At 70.6% G+C, this 16985-nt stretch carries 11 protein-coding genes, 1 tRNA gene and 1 pseudogene; 2 read left to right on the forward strand and 11 right to left on the reverse strand.

Features of this window, described 5'->3' with window-relative positions:
• Positions 1-114: 114 nt before the first annotated feature.
• Positions 115-606: a hypothetical protein gene (locus tag NJ376_RS19770; RefSeq protein ID WP_252955010.1), complete on the reverse strand. Its 492-nt coding sequence runs from the start codon at positions 604-606 to the stop codon at positions 115-117.
• Positions 607-773: 167 nt separating this feature from the next.
• On the opposite strand from NJ376_RS19770, the pseudogene NJ376_RS19775 reads away from it, so the two are divergent.
• Positions 774-1826, forward strand: a pseudogene (locus NJ376_RS19775) (IS630 family transposase).
• Between the two features lie 516 nt (positions 1827-2342).
• Here the strand turns inward: NJ376_RS19775 and NJ376_RS19780 are convergent.
• A tRNA-Glu gene (locus NJ376_RS19780) sits at positions 2343-2418 on the reverse strand.
• A 161-nt stretch (positions 2419-2579) separates the two neighbouring features.
• On the opposite strand from NJ376_RS19780, the gene NJ376_RS19785 reads away from it, so the two are divergent.
• Positions 2580-3767: an MFS transporter gene (locus NJ376_RS19785; protein WP_252955011.1), complete on the forward strand. Its 1188-nt coding sequence runs from the start codon at positions 2580-2582 to the stop codon at positions 3765-3767.
• Positions 3768-3899: 132 nt separating this feature from the next.
• Here the strand turns inward: NJ376_RS19785 and NJ376_RS19790 are convergent, their stop codons facing one another.
• From NJ376_RS19790 to NJ376_RS19830, 9 genes are all read right to left on the reverse strand, one after another.
• On the reverse strand, positions 3900-4661 hold the full coding sequence (locus tag NJ376_RS19790; protein ID WP_252955012.1) for an SDR family NAD(P)-dependent oxidoreductase: 762 nt from the start codon (positions 4659-4661) through the stop codon (positions 3900-3902).
• Positions 4662-4683: 22 nt separating this feature from the next.
• Positions 4684-5862, reverse strand: a complete 1179-nt coding sequence (locus NJ376_RS19795) for an MFS transporter (protein WP_252955013.1) — start codon at positions 5860-5862, stop codon at positions 4684-4686.
• Complete coding sequence (locus NJ376_RS19800; RefSeq protein ID WP_252955015.1) at positions 5859-6614, reverse strand: 2-keto-4-pentenoate hydratase; 756 nt, start codon at positions 6612-6614, stop codon at positions 5859-5861. Before NJ376_RS19800 ends, NJ376_RS19795 begins: the two co-directional genes overlap by 4 nt.
• A gap of 289 nt (positions 6615-6903) precedes the next feature.
• Entirely contained in the window at positions 6904-8481 is a 1578-nt protein-coding gene (locus NJ376_RS19805) for an ABC transporter substrate-binding protein (protein WP_252955016.1), read from the reverse strand.
• Between the two features lie 25 nt (positions 8482-8506).
• Positions 8507-10162 (reverse strand): hydantoinase B/oxoprolinase family protein, encoded by a 1656-nt coding sequence (locus NJ376_RS19810; protein ID WP_252955017.1) that lies wholly within the window; start codon positions 10160-10162, stop codon positions 8507-8509.
• A gap of 3 nt (positions 10163-10165) precedes the next feature.
• The gene (locus NJ376_RS19815; protein WP_252955018.1) at positions 10166-12172 is read right to left on the reverse strand and encodes a hydantoinase/oxoprolinase family protein; all 2007 of its coding nucleotides are present in this window, start codon (positions 12170-12172) and stop codon (positions 10166-10168) included.
• A gap of 12 nt (positions 12173-12184) precedes the next feature.
• Positions 12185-13507 (reverse strand): NAD(P)/FAD-dependent oxidoreductase, encoded by a 1323-nt coding sequence (locus tag NJ376_RS19820; RefSeq protein WP_252955019.1) that lies wholly within the window; start codon positions 13505-13507, stop codon positions 12185-12187.
• A gap of 53 nt (positions 13508-13560) precedes the next feature.
• The gene (locus tag NJ376_RS19825; protein ID WP_252955020.1) at positions 13561-16005 is read right to left on the reverse strand and encodes a GcvT family protein; all 2445 of its coding nucleotides are present in this window, start codon (positions 16003-16005) and stop codon (positions 13561-13563) included.
• A gap of 155 nt (positions 16006-16160) precedes the next feature.
• Positions 16161-16985: carbohydrate-binding domain-containing protein (locus tag NJ376_RS19830; protein ID WP_252955021.1), on the reverse strand; the 825-nt coding region annotated here is incomplete at its 5' end.

Genomic DNA, 16985 nt, shown 5'->3' on the forward strand with positions numbered 1-16985 from the left:
TATGAGAGCCGCACCCGAAGTCGGGGGGCGGTGGCAGGGGCATTGGCCAGATGGGGGTGGGGGTGCCCGTCCTATTGTCAGCCTTGCCGCAGGCATCGCCGCCCCGCCCGGGGTTCAGCCGCGCGCCAGGCGCTGGAACTTCTGCAGCCCCTTGTTGAATTCGGCGCGGTGCACCAGGTATCTCTCGACGTTCTTCATTAGCGCCAGCATGTCGAAATCCTGCGAGCTGACCTGCATGCCGATCTCCTTCGAGAGTTTGCGCCGCCAGATGACGAAGGCGGCGACCGAGGCATCGGCGAGATCGACCGGCTTGTCATATTTCTTCAGGCTTTTGATGACATCTTCGGGCTTGAGCTTGGCCAGCTCCTTGGCCGAGCGATTGGTTTCAGCCACCATCTTGGTGGCGGCCTTGATGCCGGGCCGCAACGCCGCCTTCATGCCAAGCACCGCCTGGTAGGCGCCCTTCCAACCATCCACCTCGGCGGCGACGTCCTTCAGGGCCTTCTCGCCCAGCGCGCAGCGCTTGGCGACGTCCTGCATCGAGCCGAGCAGGGCCTGGGCATGCGGCCACAGGTCTTCCAGCGCGGCGGCCTGCTCCTCTGTCATCGTTGCGTATCCGCCCAGATTGAACTTGCAACGAAGCCATATCGCCGGCGCGGCCTGTTCGCCAGCCCCGGCGAGCGGCTTATACCCAATTTCCGAGAGCGTGACTCGTCGAGGATTCCCGTACGAGCGGCGAGCTGATCTGACATGGTGACCAGCGGAGGTTCGCCATGCCCATCCCACTCCGGGCTGATTTCGATGCAGGCAGACGACGCACCACGGCGCGGCAGACTAAGAACGCGGCCCAGACTCGCCGCCTACCGGCCTTGGCCGCGATCTACGAGGGGGCATCACGCACCGAGGCCGCTCGGATCGGCGGGGTGACACTGCAGATCGTGCGGAATGGGGTCCTGCGGTGCAACGCCGAAGGCCCGGCCGGGCTGGCCGACCGCAAGGCACCAGGCAGGCACCACGGCTGGACGACAGTCACCGGGTGGTCCTGGCTGCGGTGCTGGAGAGCGGCCCGATGCCGGCCATCCACGGGGCAGTGCGGTGGCGGCTGATCGACCTTTGCCGTGGTTGTGGGAGGAGTCCCGGGTCACGGTGGCCAAGCAGACGATGAGCCGCGAGGTGCGCGCGCTCGGCTATCGCAAGCTCTCGGCCCGGCCGCACCAGCATGCGCAGGCGGAGGGCGCAGTCGATCTTCTTGAAACAGCTTCCCCGCCCGCCTGGAGGAAGTCGCGCGCGAGAAGGGCGTTGCCGCCAGCGCCCCAGAGATCTGGTTCGCCGATGAGGCCAGAGTGGGTCAGAAGAACAAGGCCACCCGGCGCTGATCCTGCGGCGCCAGGCCTGTGGTGCCGCAGGATCAGCGGACGGCCTCGACATACATCTTCGGCGCCATCTGCCCCAAGGCAGGCAAGGCCGCGGGCCTCGTCCTTCCCTACTGCAACACCGCAGCCATGAGCCTGCACCTGGCCGAGATCCCGGCGGCCGTGGCGCCAGGCGCGCAGGCCGTGCTGCTGCTCGATCAGGCCGGATGGCATCTGTCGGAGAAGCTCGAGGTGCCGCCCAACATCACCCTCACCCCGCTGCCGCCGAAATGCCCCGAGCTCAACCCGGTGGAAAACACCTGGCAGTTCATGCGGGACAACCGGCTCTCGAACCGCATCTTCCGCCGCCACGACAACATCGTCGACCACTGCTGCCACGCCTGGAACCGGCTCGTCGATCAGCCCTGGCGCATCATGTCCATCGGCCTGCGCGACTGGGAACATGGGTTCTGATCAACGAGATTTGGTATAACCTGACCAAGCGGGCCAACTTCCGCTCGACGATCAAGGCCTCGCTCTGGTGCCTACCGGTCGAGTGCGACCATCTCCTGTGGGAGGTGAAGGTGGCCGGGACGGTGGCCTGGGTGCTCCGGAGGTACGGCTGCGCGTCCGGGGCATCTCCGTAGCCGCTCAGCTCACGGCTGAAGCCCAGAGCGGGGGTGGGCGTTGGCCAAATAGGGGGAGGGGGTACCCCAACCCCTACCCCACCGGACGCCGCTCCGGCTGCCCGGCAGGGGGTGCTACGCCAGCAGCGCACTCACCCGCCGCTCTGGCGTGCGTGCCGCCGCACCCTCGGGCGGGCATCCTGGCAGCTTCATCGCTGCGCCCCGGGGGCACGGCTGCCGGCGTCAATCGAGGCGGGTGCCCACGCCTGGCTGGTGCCACCGCGCCCGACGGGGGTAGAGATGGGGGTACATCGTCGCCATCGGCTGCAAAATGAAGCCATTTCAGCATATTGCGGGCGATACATGGCGTCCCCAACGGGATTCGAACCCGTGTTACCAACGTGAAAGGCTGGTGTCCTAGGCCTCTAGACGATGGGGACCCGACGCGGCCCCGGCCGGGGGCGCTGCCCACCGGCCGGGGCCGCGCACATACACCGCCGGGGCGCCGCCGTCCATGGCCCGGAAGCCCGATCCTGGACCGCGTCGGCGCATGGCCCCGCCACCCCCTGATGGCACGACCCGTTTCGCCCTATGAAAGGGCATGGCCCTTCTGCCCGATTCCTCCCCCCAGGCGCCACGCATGCCCTGGGCGGTGCTGGCGGCTGCCTGTCTCGGCATGTTCGCCGCCTCCTCCTCCGGCACCACCAGGGCGCCCTTCCTGCTGGACATGGCGCGGGACCTCGGCACCTCCCTGCCGCTGGTCGCCAACCTCATGGCCATCACCTCGGTCGCCTGGGGCATGGCCTCGCTGCTGGCCGGGGCGGGGTCGGATCGCTGGGGGCGGCGGCCCTTCATCTTCCTCGGGCCGCTCGGCCTCGCGCTCAGCCTGGCGGGCGTGGCCATGGCGACGAGCTTCCCCGTCGTGACGGCCTGCGCGGCCTTCGGCGGCGGCTGCGCGGGCGCCTATACCGGCGTGATCATGGCGGAAGCCTCAGCCCGCACGGTGGACCGGCAGCGGGGGCGGGCGCTGGGCTGGGTGATGGCGGGCCAGTCTCTGACGCTGTTGGTGGGCGTGCCGATGGCCGCCTGGATCGGCAGCTTCATCGGCTGGCGCGGGGTGCACTGGGTGGTGGCCGGCATCTGCGTGCTGGCCGCGCTGGCGCTGGGGCTGGCCACGCTGCGGCCGGCGCCCTCCGATGGCGGCGGGGGTGGGCGGCGGCGGCAGAAGGGCGGGGCCTCCGCGCTCTCCGGCCCGGTGCTGCGGCTGCTGACCATGGGGGTGGCGGAGCGGATCTGCTACGGGCTGACGGCGGTGTTCTTCGCCACCTTCCTGCAGACCACCTACGGCCTCTCCATCGGCGCGGTGGCGCTGCCGCTGGCGCTGTTCGCGGCGGGCAACATCCTCGGCACCCTGATCGGCGGGCAGCTGGCGGACCGGCTGCCGGACCGGCTGCTGATCTTCGCCGGGGCCATGGCGGCCTCGGCGGCAGCAGGCTTCGTGCTGTTCAGCTGGACGCCGGGGCTGCCGGGCACGGTGGCGCTGGGCTTCCTCTACGTCTTCGTCACCGCCTTCGCCCGGCCCAGCCTGATGGCGGCGCTGGCGAATGTGCCCGAGGAGGTGCGCGGCACGGTGCTCGGCCTCAACGTCACCTCGGCTTCGGTCGGCTGGCTGGGCGCGGCCTCGCTCGGCGGCTGGATGGTGGCGCAGAGCGGCTTCGCCCTGTTCGGGCCGATGACCGCGGTGGTGGCGCTGCTGGGCGGCGCGCTGGCGGTGGTTGGCCGCCGGTAGATTGGCGCCTTCCCACCGCTTGCGCCGCCCTTTGCCCTGCCGAGGCTCCGCCACGGCAGGCTGTACGAGGCGCTGCGCGTCAGGCGCCTCCCGGGCCCCCCGCGACGGCGCGACGCGACGTCATGGGGAGACTCACATTTTCTTCCCGGCCGTCCAGCCGCCATCCACCGGCAGGATGCTGCCGGTCATGAAGCCGCATTCCTCCGAGGCGAGGAACAGGATCGCCGCGGCGATCTCCTTCGGCTCCGCCCAGCGGCCCAGCGCATGGATGCCGCGGATGGTGTCCGCCATCTCCGGATCCTGGAAGTAGCGCTCGGTCAGCGGCGTCCGCACCACGCCGGGCGCCACGGCATTCACCCGGATGCCCGCGGTGCCGAGCTCCATTGCCATCTCCTTGGTCAGCCCGACGACGCCATGCTTCGAGGCGACATAGGCGGCGCGGTTGGGCGCCGCGACCAGGCCGAGCGTGGAGGCGAGGTTGACGATCCGCCCGCTGCGCTTGGCAGCCACCAGGCGCTTCGCAAAGGCCTGGCTCGGCAGGAAGGTGCCGGAGAGGTTGATGCTGATGACGCGGTTCCATTCCTCGAAGGAGAGGTCGAGGACGGAGACCACCTCCCGCACGCCGGCCGAGTTCACCAGCACGTCCAGCCGGCCCAGCGCCTGCTCCGCCCCGGCGATGAAGGCGGCGGCGGAGTCCGGGTGGGCGACATCGACGCCGAGGCCGATGGCCTCCCCGCCCTGGGCGCGGATGGCGGCGGCCACCGCCTCCGCCCGCGCGGCATCGAGATCCCCGACCGCGACGCGGGCGCCTTCCCGGGCGGCGGCGAGGCAAACCTGCTCGCCGATGCCACTGGCCCCGCCGGTGACGAGCACCGCCTGATCCTGGAAGCGCATTCTGGTCTCCTCCGTGGTCTTGTTAGGCAAGGGCCTTGGCCTGGCGCCTTGGCAGGCTGAGCGCGACGCCGAGGCCGAGCGCATTGCCCAGCATGGCGAGGGCGATGGCGGCTGCATAGCCGCCGCTCAGGTCGAAGACGCGGCCGGCGATCACCGGCAGGGTGACGGCGGCGACACACCAGGCGATATAGAGCCGCGCCGCGATCTGGCCGTAGCGCGCCGCGCCCCAATAGGCGCTGATGGCCGCGGCGCTGCTGCCGCTGACGAGGCCGTAGCCGATCCCGATGCCGGCAAGACTGGCGACCGCGACGGCGGGGCCGGGAAAGGCGAGCAGGAGGATATCCGCCAGCAGCGCCAGGGCATGCGCCCCGGCCATGACGGCGGGCGCGGTGAAGCGGTCCGCCAGCACGCCGCCGCCGAGGCGCGCCGCGGCGATGCAGCCGGTGATGAAGGTGGCGGCGAGCAGGCCGAGCGCGGCACTGCCGCCATAGGCCCGGACGATGCCGGCAGCCTGGCCGATGACCGTGAGGCCCGAAGCGGCGGCGAGGAAGAAGACGCCCCAGAGCCGGAGGAAGAGGCCGAGCCGCGGCGCGCCGGCGCCCCGCGTGCTGGCGGGTGGCGCGACCAGGCTGAGGCCGGCCAGGGCGGCGAGCAGCGCCGCGGCAAGGCCCGCCAGCGCCAGCACCGCGGCGAGGCCGAGCAGCGTCGGGCGCAGCCCGATGCCCGCCAGCGCCCAGCCGAGCAGCGGCGCGCCGAGCATTGCCCCCAGCGGGTAGAGGCTGACCATGAAGCCGTTCACCAGCCCCTGCCGGCGGGTGAGCATCAGGTTCACGCCCTGCAGGAACAGCACATAGGCGATGCCGCCGCCGATGCCGAAGCCGCCGGCATAGCCGATGAGGAGCGCCGCAAGCCCTGTGGCCTGGGAGGCCAGTGCCGTACCAAGGCCGGCGAGCAACCCGCCTGCCGCGATCAGCACCGGCGCCGGAGCCAGCCGGTAGGCCAGCGGCGCCAGGTTCATCGCCAGGGTGTAGCAGACCAGGGTGGCGCCGAAGACGAAGGACAGCTCGGCCCGGCTGAGGGCAAGCTCCGCCTCCATCGGCCTCAGGAAGACGCTGAAGGCATAGACCGTGCCGAGCGGCAGGTTCAGCACCGTGGTCGCCAGCAGGGCGAGCGGCACCCGCCAGCGCGGGGCGACGCTCATGCCAGTTCGACCGCCACCTCCCCGAAGCCGGCGAAGCCGCCGGTGACGCGTTGCTTCCCCGGCACCCAGAGCAGGCCGGTGCAGCTTCCCGTGGTGACGATTTGCCCGGCCTCCAGATGCAGCCCGATCGAGGGGAGAAAATTCGCCAGCCAGACCAGGGGAGTGACAGGGTCGAGCGAGGGATTGCCGCCGATCCGCTCCACCTGGGTCTCGCCGCCCGCGGTCTGCTTCACGGGGAGATTTGGCAGGTCGAGGCTGCGCCAGTTCGGGACATCGGCGCCGAAAACGAGGCCGGCATGGGCGACATTGTCCGCCATGGCTTCCAGCGGGTTCACCGCGCGCGGGTCCTGGTAGCGGCTTTCCACCATCTCCATCACCGGGAAGGCGGCGGCGACGGCCTCCAGCACCTCCTCCCGGCCATAGGGCGTGGCGCGGGCGGGGAGGGGGCGGGCGAGGCGGAAGGCGACTTCCGTCTCGATGCCGATCCTGCCCTCGCGCGGCATCTCCCAGCTAGCGGGGGAGGGGCGGATGGTGGCGCCGTTCATGATGGCGGCGGAGGGGTCCTTGCCCGGAGGGGCGGCGCATTTATAGCCGCCGATGCTGCCGCCGATGCCGGCCAGCACGGTGCGCTGGACGGCAAAGGCCTCGGCGATGCTGGTGGGGGCGGCGGCGCCGAGGCTGGCGGGCTTCGACGCCTCCTTGCGTGCGGCGAGCAGCGCCTGGGCTGCCTGGGCGATCCTGTCCTCGGCCATCTTTCTTCCCCCCTTTCGCACGGCGAAGGACGCTATTGCGTCCAGGCGCGCCCGACGCGCGCTCGACACCGTCGAGCGCACCCTAAGCCCCAGCCATGAGGCCGTTTCCGTGTCAAGGACGGAGCCGCGCGAAGCGCGGTGCCGCTCCGCGGCATCCTTGACACGGAAACGGCCTCATGGCCCTCGCGACTGGTCGCCTTCGACGCGGTCGAAGGCGCCAGAAGCGCCTTGCGTGAGCGCAGGGAAGAATGAACGGAGACGGCGCGGGGCGGAAGCCCCGCCGGGCGCCTCAGCCCTTCCGCACATTATAGAAGAGCGGCGCGCCATTCAGCATGCCGGTCAGGTTGCGGCGATAGGCGGTGAGGTCCTTCCAGCGGCCGGTCGGGATATAGGGCACGTCCTGCAGCGCCTGTTCCTGCAGCTGCCGGGCGATGCGCTGGCGGTCCGGCAGCTCCGCCGCGGCCACCCATTCATCGCGCAGCGATTCGAGCTGCGGGCTGGTCGGCCAGCCGGGCCAGGCATTCAGCCCATTGCCGCGAATCGCCAGATGCGCGATCGGGTCCCAGAGGTCGAGCCCCGGCAGCAGGGTGGTGGTGCAGGTCCAGCCGCCCTGGTCCAGCGGCGCGCGGCTGGCGCGGCGTTGCAGCCAGACACCGAAATCCACCGGAATGATGTCGATGTTCATGCCGGCGCGGCGCATCTGCTCCGCCGCGACATTCACCTGCTGGCCCATGTTGAAGTAGTTGGCGGCGCTGAGGAAGCCGATCCGCTCCCCCTTGTAGCCCGCTGCTGCCAGGTCCCGCTTCACCTTGGCGTAGTCGCGCGGCGTGGTCAGCGCCGCCATCCCGGCATCGGAGGCCATGGGGCTGTCCGGGCAGAAGATGCCGATTCCGGCCTGCCATAGCGAGGGATCGGTGCCGGCGACGGCGGTCATGATCTCCGCCTGGTCGATGCAGCCCAGCACGGCGCGGCGGATGGCGGGGTTGTCGAAAGGCGGCTGCAGATGGTTCAGCCGCAGGATGCCCATATTGCCCGGCGGGTTGAAGCTGCCGATCACCACATTGCGGTCGCGCCGCAGCACCGGCAGCAAATCCGGCAGCACATCCTCGTACCAGTCCACCTCATTGCTCACCAGCGCGGCGGCGGCGGTGGGCGCATCGGGGATGACATGCCACTCCACCCGGTCGACATAGGCGACCTTCGGGCCGGAGGTGAATTGCGGCGTGCCGTCCGGGCGCGGGACGTAGCCGGGAAATTTCTCCCAGACGCTGCGGGCGCCGCTCACCTTCTCATTCGCCAAGTAGCGGAAGGGGCCGCTGCCCACCACCTCCGCCACCTGCTTGCCCGGTTCGGTCGGCACCAGCCGTTCCGGCATGATGACCGGGATGTAGCTGGTGCTCTTGCCCAGCGCATTCGGCAGCAGCGGGAAGGGGCGCTTCAGGCGGAAGGTGATCTCGGTGTCGGAGGTCGCGCTGACCTCATCCGTCGCGGCCATGAGGAGCTGGCCGAGCGTGTCCACCCGTCCCCAGCGCTTCAGGCTGGCGACGCAATCCTTGGCCAGCACCTTCTCGCCATCATGGAAGCGCAGGCCCTCCCGCAGGGTAATGCGCCAGCGACGGCCATCCTCCTCCACCACATGGCCGGCGGCCATCTGCGGGTGGGGGTTCAGCTTGTCGTCCACGCCATAGAGCGTGTCGTAGCTGAGGAATGCCAGGTAGCGCGTGGTGTAGGCGGTGCTGAAGACCGGGTCGAGGATGGATACATCCGCATTGGGCTTGAAGCGCAGCACGCGCTGGCCCTGCGCCACGGCCAGCGACGGCGCGGCGAATGCGGCCGCCGCTCCCTTCAGCAAGTCCCTGCGCTGCATGCCCCCGTCCCCCTCCTGCGTGTGGCTACTCCGCGGCCCAGGCGGCGGCGCGGCCCGGGGTGATGATGCCGTCTTCCAGGTCCCGCTGGATCAGCGCCGCCGGGCGGTCCGCTGGCTTGCCGTAGCCGCCGCCGCCGCCGAGGCTGATGGTGACGATGTCGCCCGCCAGCAGGTTGAAGCTGTCCTTGCTGCGCAGCTCGATCACCTGCCCGCCGCGCTTCACCTGGCAGGCGCCGCTGGCGCCCGGGCCGCCGCCGAACAGCCCGCTGGCCCGGCCGGTGAAGCGGTCCGAGTAGTGGGAGACGAGGGGGCCATCCACGAGGATCTCGTAGCTGCGGCTGAAGCCGGCGCCGCCACGCCGCGCGCCCACCCCGGCGCTGTCCGGCCGCAGCACGTAGTCCAGCACGCGGAAGAAGGAGAAATCCTGGTCCATTGCCTCGACCGGCGTGTTGCTGCAATTGGAGAGCGGGTTGTCCACCGCATCGCAGCCATCATTGCCGATGCCGGCGCCATAGCCGCCGCCATAGACCTCCAGATAGACCGACCAGCCCTTGGGCCCGAGCCAGGAGAGGCAGAAGGCCGTGGTGGTGTCGTAGCCCTGGGCGATGACCTTCTCCGGCACCGCCTGGGAGATGGCGAGCATCACCGATTCCCAGGCGCGCGAGGCGGAGACCATGCGCGCCCGCACCGGCGCAGGGTGGCTGGGGTTGAGCAGCGAGCCCTTCGGCGCCGTCACCTTGATGGGACGCAAAGCGCCATCGTTGAACGGAATGTCCGGGCTGGTCAGCGCCGCCTTGAGGCAGGAGACGGAGGCGGAGATGACCGAGGCGAAGGGACAGTTGAGGTTGGTGCCGACCTGCGGATCGGTGCCGGCGAAATCCACATCAATGGAATCGCCGGCGACGATGACGGCCACGCGCACGGTGACGGGGCCGCTGCCGAGGCCGTCATCATCCATCTGCGCCTCGCCGCGATAGGTGCCGTCCGGCACTTCGGCGATGGCGGCGCGCATCCGGCGCTCGGAATAATCCTGCAGCGCGGCCATGGTGGCGCGCAGCTTGGCCACGCCGTAGCGGGCAGCGAGCTCCTGCATGCGCAGGACGCCGATATTGTTGGCGGCGATCTGCGCGTCGAAATCGCCCATGGTCTGCTGCGGCACCCGGACATTGGCGCGCAGCAGGCGCTGGAAGCCACCGCCATGCCAATCCCGGTGGATGTTCACCTTCATCGGGGGGATGATCAGGCCCTCGGCATAGACATCCCGCGCCCCCGCATTCAGCCCGGGCGCGCCGCCGCCGAGATCCAGATGGTGGGCGACGGAGGCAGCGAAGCCGATCACCTCTCCCTCCACGAAGATCGGGTGGAAGAAGAAGACGTCCTGTAGGTGCTGGCCGCCGGAGTAGGGGTCGTTGATGACGAGGAAGTCGCCTTCCTCCAGGGTTTCCTTGGGGAACAGCGCCTTGCAGGGCTGGAAGATCGGACCGATGGAGCCGAGCTGCATCGGGATCAGCTCCGCCTGGGCGACGGTGAAGCCCTCCGCGTCCAGCAGCGCAGCGGAGCCGTCCCGTGCCTCCCGCAGGATGGTGGAGTAGGCCGAGCGGATCAGCTTCGCGCCCATCTCCCGCGCCGCGGCGATGACGGATTGGCTGAGGATGGCGTATTCGACGGGATCGAGTTCCATGGATCAGCCCTCCTTCCGCAGCAGCAGGTTGCCGGCGCCGTCGCGGGCACCGGACCAGCCGGGCGGGACCCAGATGGTGGAGGAATAGCCCTCGATCATCGCAGGGCCGGCCACGCCGGTCAGCGTCGCGGCGTCCAGCAGCCTCGTGCTGAGGGCGGCGCCGCCGGTCACCACCTCCGTCGTGGGCGGGCGGGAGAGGCCGGCGGCGCGTTCCTTCACCTCCGGCAGCGCATCCAGCCGGCGGCGGACGCCGAAGCGCAGGCCGACGAGCTCCACCTTCCGCCCTGGCTCGCCGCCATGCAAATAGACGCGGCGATGCGCGGCGGCGAAGCGCTCGGCAAGGTCGGCGGTGGTGAGGCGGGGCAGCTCGGCGGGATCGACGGCGACGGGGATTTCGAAGGCCTGGCCGATGAAGCGCATGTCGAGCTCGAGGCTGTGCTCCAGCGCGCCGGTGAGGCCGAGGGCGGCGAACTCCGCCTCCGTCGCGGCGCGCAGCCGGGCGGATTCGGCGGCGATGATGCCAGGAGTTTCCCCATCCAGCGCCACGCGGCGGGTGGCGCCGCGGATCTTCACGTAATCGGCGGAGAGCAGGCCAAGGGCGGAGATGACGCCGGGATTGGGCGGCACCAGGATCTCGCGGATGCCGAGCTCCTCGGCGATCTCGGCCGCCAGCAGGGGGCCCGCCCCGCCGAAGGGCAGCAGTGCGTAGTCGCGCGGGTCGCGGCCGCGCTCGGTGGAGACGAGCTGGATGGCGCGGACGATGTTGGCGACGGCCAGCCGGATGGCCGCCGCCGCGGCGCCACGCACATCGGTGCCGAGGCGCCTGGCGATCTCCTCGAAGGCGCGGTGCGCGGCATCCGCATCCAAGGACATGCCGCCGCCGAGGAAGGCATCCGGGCGGATGGTGCCGCGCACCACATGCGCATCCGTCACGGTGGGCTGGGTGCCACCGCGGCCATAGCAGGCGGGGCCGGGCTCCGCCCCCGCGCTGCGGGGCCCGACGCGCAGCATGCCGCCATCATCGATCCAGACCAGGCTGCCGCCGCCGGCGCCGACCGTCACGATATCCAGCACCGGCGTGCGGATGGGCAGCCCGTCCACCTCCGTCTCGGCGGCCAGCGAAGCCTCGCCCTCCTGCACCAGCGCCACATCGGTGGAGGTGCCGCCCATGTCGAAGGTGATGAGATTGCCCCGCCCGGAGCGCGCCGCCTGGCGGATGGCGCCGACCACGCCGGCGGCGGGGCCGGAGAGCAGGGCGCTGATGGCGTTGGCGCGCATGGCGCGCGCCGGCATGCGCCCGCCATTCGATTGCATGACGCTGAAATGCCCGGCGAACCCGGCCTTGGCCAGGGTTGCCTCGAAGCGGTCCAGATAGCCGTCGATCACCGGCTGGACATAGGCGGAGAGGGCGGTGGTGGAGGCGCGTTCGTATTCGCGGAATTCCGGCGCCACCTCATGGCTGGCGGCGATGCGGAGGCCGGGCAGCGCCTCGGCGATCAGCGCCTTCAGCCGCGCCTCATGCCGCGGCGAGGCATAGGCGGAGAGCAGGCAGAGGGCGACGGCCTGGAAGCCGCCCTCGGCCAGCGCCGGGATCAGCTCGCGCCTGACCGCCGCCTCGTCCAGCGGCGCGATGACGCTGCCATCGGCGGCGATGCGCTCTGGCACCTCGAAGCAGTCGCGGCGGCGCACCGGCGGGGCCGGCTTGGCGTAGTGCAAATCGTAGATGTTGCGGCGGTCATGCCGCTGCATGAAAAGGATGTCGCGGAAGCCCTTGGTCGTCACGAAGGCGATCGGTGCGCCGCGGCGTTCCAGGATGGCGTTGGTCGCCACCGTGGAGCCATGCACCAGGTCGGTGACGCTCGCCGCCGGGATGCCGGCCGCGGTCAGCGCGTTGAAGGCGCCGATATCCGGGCTGCGCGGGGTGGAGGGCACCTTGATGACCCGTACCTCGCCGCCCTCGATGGCGACCAGATCCGTGAAGGTGCCGCCAACCTCGATCCCGACGCGCATGCGCGGTCCTCCCTATAAGCCCAATTTGTCCAGCACCCGCATGCGGGCGATTTCCGACCAGACGCCGAGCTTCCAGAAGCGGTGGAAGGCGATGGGCTGCATCGGCGTGATCGGCATGTCGAAGCCCGCCTCGCCCTCGGTCAGCAGGCCGGCCAGCGCCTTGCCCATATGGCTGGCCATGGCCACGCCGCGGCCATTGTAGCCATAGGCGGCGTAGAGGCCGGGGGCGAGCACATGCACATGCGGCGTGTGGTCCTCGGTATAGGCGAGCTGGCCGTTCCAGGCTTCAGCCCATTCGATGCCCTTGAGCTGCGGCCAGAGAAGCTCCGCATGCGCGACGAGGTAGGCGACCGGCTCGGGCGAGGTGAGGTCCCGCTGCGGGCCGCGGCTGCCGATGACCAGGCGGTTGCCGTCATCGACGCGGTAATAGACGGTGACGCGCCCGGTCTCGTAGACGGAGCCGCGGAAGGGCACGATGCTCGCCGCGAGCTTCTGAGGTATCGGCGCGCTGGCGCGGACGGAGCTGTAGAGCGGCACCAGGCTCCGGGCGAGGCCGGGCCACAGGCTGTCCGTATAGCCATTGGTGGCCAGCAGCACCTGGCCGGCGCGGAGCCTGCCCTTCGGCGTCGCGATCTCCCAGCCATCCTTGCCCGGCCGCAGGGCGAGGGCCGGCGTGCCGCCATGGATGCGGGCGCCGAGCGCCATGGCCGCACCGGCGAGGCCGCGCGCATAGCTCAGCGGGTTGAGGTCGCCGCCGCGCGGGTCGAGCAGGCCGAGCGTGTAGAAATCCGTGCCCGTCGCCTCGCGCAGCGCGGCGCCTTCCAGCAGGCGCGTCGGGTGGCCGCGTTCCTCATACACCTTCTGCAGGCGGCGCAGCTCCTCCGCCGGCTTGCGGCCGATGGCGGCGCGCAGGGTGCCGCCCTGGCGCGCGGCGCAGCGGATCTGAAACCGGCGCACCAGGTCGAAGACGTAATCCGGCGCGGCATGGCTGAAGGCCACCATGCGGCGGCCGAGTTCGCCATGCTTGGCCTCGATCTCGTCCGGGGTGTGCTTGAGGCCGGGATTGACCTGGCCGCCATTGCGGCCGGAGGCGCCCCAGCCCGGCTCATTGGCCTCGATCAGCGTGACGGCGACGCCGCGCTCCGCCAGGTGCAGCGCGGTGGAGAGCCCGGTGAAGCCGCCGCCGATGATCGCCACATCGGCCGTGGCGTCGCCGTCCAGCGGCGGCGTCGGCGGCGCCGGGATGGCGGTGGCGGCGTAGAGGCTGCGCGGCAGCGGTCGCGGCGTGTAACCCGGCATGAAGGGCAGCTTTCGCCGCAACGGCGCCTGGGTCAAGCGGACTCGCCGCGAAAAAAGCGATGCGCGTTACTTTACTGCCCAAGCCGGCATCAGGCCCTGATGCGCGCGCCGGCAGGATCGTAGGGCGGCTTCAACGCGGCGGTGGCCGCGACGTGCCGCGTGCCGACCAGGATTTCGAAACGCCCGCTCGCCAGCCAGTCCGGCGTGACACCCTCGGCATTCTCCACATAGCCGAGGGCGATGCTGCGGCCGATGGTATGGCCGAACATGGCGGAGGTGGTGCGGCCGACCAGCACGCCGTCCCGGAAGATCGGCTCGTTGTGATAGAGCAGGGGCTCCGGGTCCTCCAGCGTGACGACCACCAGGCGCTTGGGCAGGGGCTGGCCGCGCTTCGGCAGCAGCGCCTCCCGCCCGATGAAGCCGCCGGGCTTGCCCCAGGCCAGTGCGAAGCCGAGGCCGGCCTCGAGGGGGGTGTCCTCCTCCCCGATATCGTGGCCCCAATGGCGGTAGGCCTTCTCGATGCGCAGCGAGTTCAGCGCGTGGTAGCCGGCATGGCGCAGGCCGAGATCGGCGCCGGCCTCGACCAAGACTTGGTGGACGCCAGCCGCGAATTCGCTCGGCATGTAGAGCTCCCAGCCCAGCTCCCCGACATAGGTGATGCGGGTGGCGCGCAGCCGGGCATAGGCGAGGTCGATGACCTGGGAGGTGGCGAAGGGGAAGGCGGCGTTGGAGAGATCGGCATCGGTGAGCCGTGACAGCAATGCGCGTGACTGCGGCCCCATGACCGCGATGGTGGCGAGGCCGGAGGTCGTGTCGAACGCCGCGCAACGGGCATCCTCCGGGATGTGCCGGCGCAGCCAGGCGAGGTCGCGGGTCTGGCTGGCGGCGGCGGTGACGACGAGGTAGCGGTCCGCCGCCTCCCGCGTCACCGTCACATCCGCCTCGATCCCGCCGCGCTCGTTCAGCCATTGGGTATAGACGACGCGGCCGGGCGGCACGGCGACGTCATTGGCGCAGATGCGGTTCAGCACCGCCTCCGCATCGCGCCCCTCCACCACGAATTTGGCGAAGGAGGAGAGGTCGAAGAGGCCGACCGCCTCCCGCACTGCGCGGTGCTCGGTGGCGGAGGCTTCGAACCAATTCTGCCTTCCGTAGCTGTATTCGTAGCGCGGCGCCATGCCGGGGGGCGCGAACCAATTGGCGCGTTCCCAGCCGGCGGTCTCGCCGAAGCAGGCGCCGGCCGCCGCCAGCGCGCCATGCAGCGGCGTGCGGCGGACGCCGCGGGCGCTGGCCGGCTGGCGGAAGGGCCAGTGCATGTCATAGAGCAGGCCCAGCGTCTCCACCGTGCGGTCCTGCAAGTAGCGCCGGTTGCGCTGGAAGGGCATGACCCGGCGGATATCCACATCCCACAGATCCATGGGCGGGTGGCCATCCACAATCCAGTCGGCCAGCACCTTGCCGGCGCCGCCGGCCGACTGGATGCCGATGGAGTTGAACCCCGCGGCGACGAAGGCGCGCTTCAGCTCCGGCGCCTCGCCCAGCAAATAGCGATCATCCGGGGTGAAGCTCTCCGGCCCGTTGAAGAACAGCCGGATGCCGGTCTCGGCCAGCGCCGGGATGCGCTTCTGGGCGAGCTCCAGCAGCGGCGCGATATGCTCGAAATCATCCGGCAGATGGCCGAATTCGAAATCCTCCGGCACGCCTCGCATGCCCCAGGGCTTCGCCACCTCCTCGAACCAGCCGATCAGCAGCTTGCCCTGTTCCGGCTTGACGTAGGTGCGGGAATCGGGGTCGCGCAGCACGGGCAGGTCGTGCGGCAGGCCGGGGATCGGCTCGGTGACGACGTAGAAATGCTCGGCGGCGTGCAGCGGCACGGCGACGCCGCATTGGGCGGCAAGCTCACGGGCCCAGAGGCCGGCGCAATTCACCACGTATTCCGCCTGCACCACACCCTGATCGGTCTCGACGCCGGTGACGGCGCCATGGGCGTGCAGGATGCGGGTGACGCGGAGGTTCTCCAGGATGCGGGCGCCACCCTGGCGGGCACCCTTCGCCAGGGCCTGGGTGGTGTCGATCGGGCTGGTATAGCCATCCTCCGGCAGGAAGACGCCGCCCAGCACGTCGCCGGCATGCATTTGCGGCCAGCGGGCGGCGGCCTCGGTGGCGCCCAGCATCTGCGCCTCCAGCCCGAAGCAGCTTGCCATGGCGGCACCGCGGGCCAGCTCCTCCAGCCGCCCCGGGGTGGTGGCGATGGCCAGCGACCCGCAGCGCCGGAAGCCGGTGGGCTGGCCCGTCTCCGCCTCCAGCCCGCGATAGAGCGCCGTGGTGTATTGCGCGAGGCGGGTCAGGTTCTGGGTGGCGCGGAGCTGCCCGACCAGACCGGCCGCGTGCCAGGTGGTGCCGCTGGTCAGGCGCTTCCGTTCCAGCAGCAGCACGTCCCGCCAGCCGCGCTTCACCAGATGGTAGGCGAGGCTGCAGCCCACCACGCCGCCGCCGATGATGACCACCTGGGCACGGTCGGGCAGTTCGGGCATGCGGGCCTCCGGAATTGAACGCGCCGCCAGCAGGCCATGGCCTGGGCGGCGCGGCAAGGAGGTTGGGCGTCACCGCCCGGACTCCCGGGTGCCGAAGGCCCTGCGGCCTTGGGCGGGTGGAGATCGAGGAGGGCAGGACCCTCCTCAATCCCTGTTCAGAGGATCCAGTTCGCCGTCGCCGCCGTGGTGTCGGTGAGGGTGAAGTGGGCCTCCCCGGCGCTCATCAGCGAGGCGGTGCCCGCCGCCAGCGCCTTGGCGTCATAGCTGACCGCATCGACATGGAGGTTGCGGTCCGTGTCGGCGGTGCCGCCATAGGCGTCGTTCAGGAACTTCACGGCCAGGGTGTGGTCGCCCGGGCCCCAGCTCCCCTGCACCGTCACCAGATCGGAAGCGCCGCTGTCGTGCAGCGCCTTCGCCGTCAGCGTGCCGCCGATCTGCTTGCCGTCCACCAGCACCACGTACTGGGCGTTGCCGTTGTAGGCATCCTGGCTGATCTTCAGCCCGATGCTGTCGCTGCCGCTGCCCAGCACGGTGCCGAGGTCGGTCTTGTCCGCCACGGTGAAGGTGGCGGCGCCGCCGCTGTTCTGCGCGACATTGGTGGCGACGGTGGTGCCGTTATAGGCCACGGAGTCGATGTGCAGGTTGCGGTCCGTGGTGGCGCTGCCGCCATAGGCGTCGTTCAGGAAGTTCACCGAGACGGAGTGGTTGCCGGCATCCCAGTCGCCCTTCACCGTGATGGTGTCGGAGGTGCCGGAGCCGAACAGCGCCTTCGCCGTCAGCGTGCCGCCGATCTGCTTGCCGTCCACGCTGATGGTGTACTGCGCGTCGCCGTTCCAGGCCTCCTCGCTGATCTTCAGCACCAGCGAGTCGCTGCCGGCGCCGAGGGCGATGCTGGCCTTGGCCGCCGCCGAGGGGATGGCGGTGGCGTCCTTCACCGTGAAGCTCGCGGCGCCGCCGCTGTTCTGCGCGACGTCGGTGGC

This window comes from Siccirubricoccus soli (assembly GCF_024178315.1).
Lineage (GTDB): Bacteria > Pseudomonadota > Alphaproteobacteria > Acetobacterales > Acetobacteraceae > Siccirubricoccus > Siccirubricoccus soli.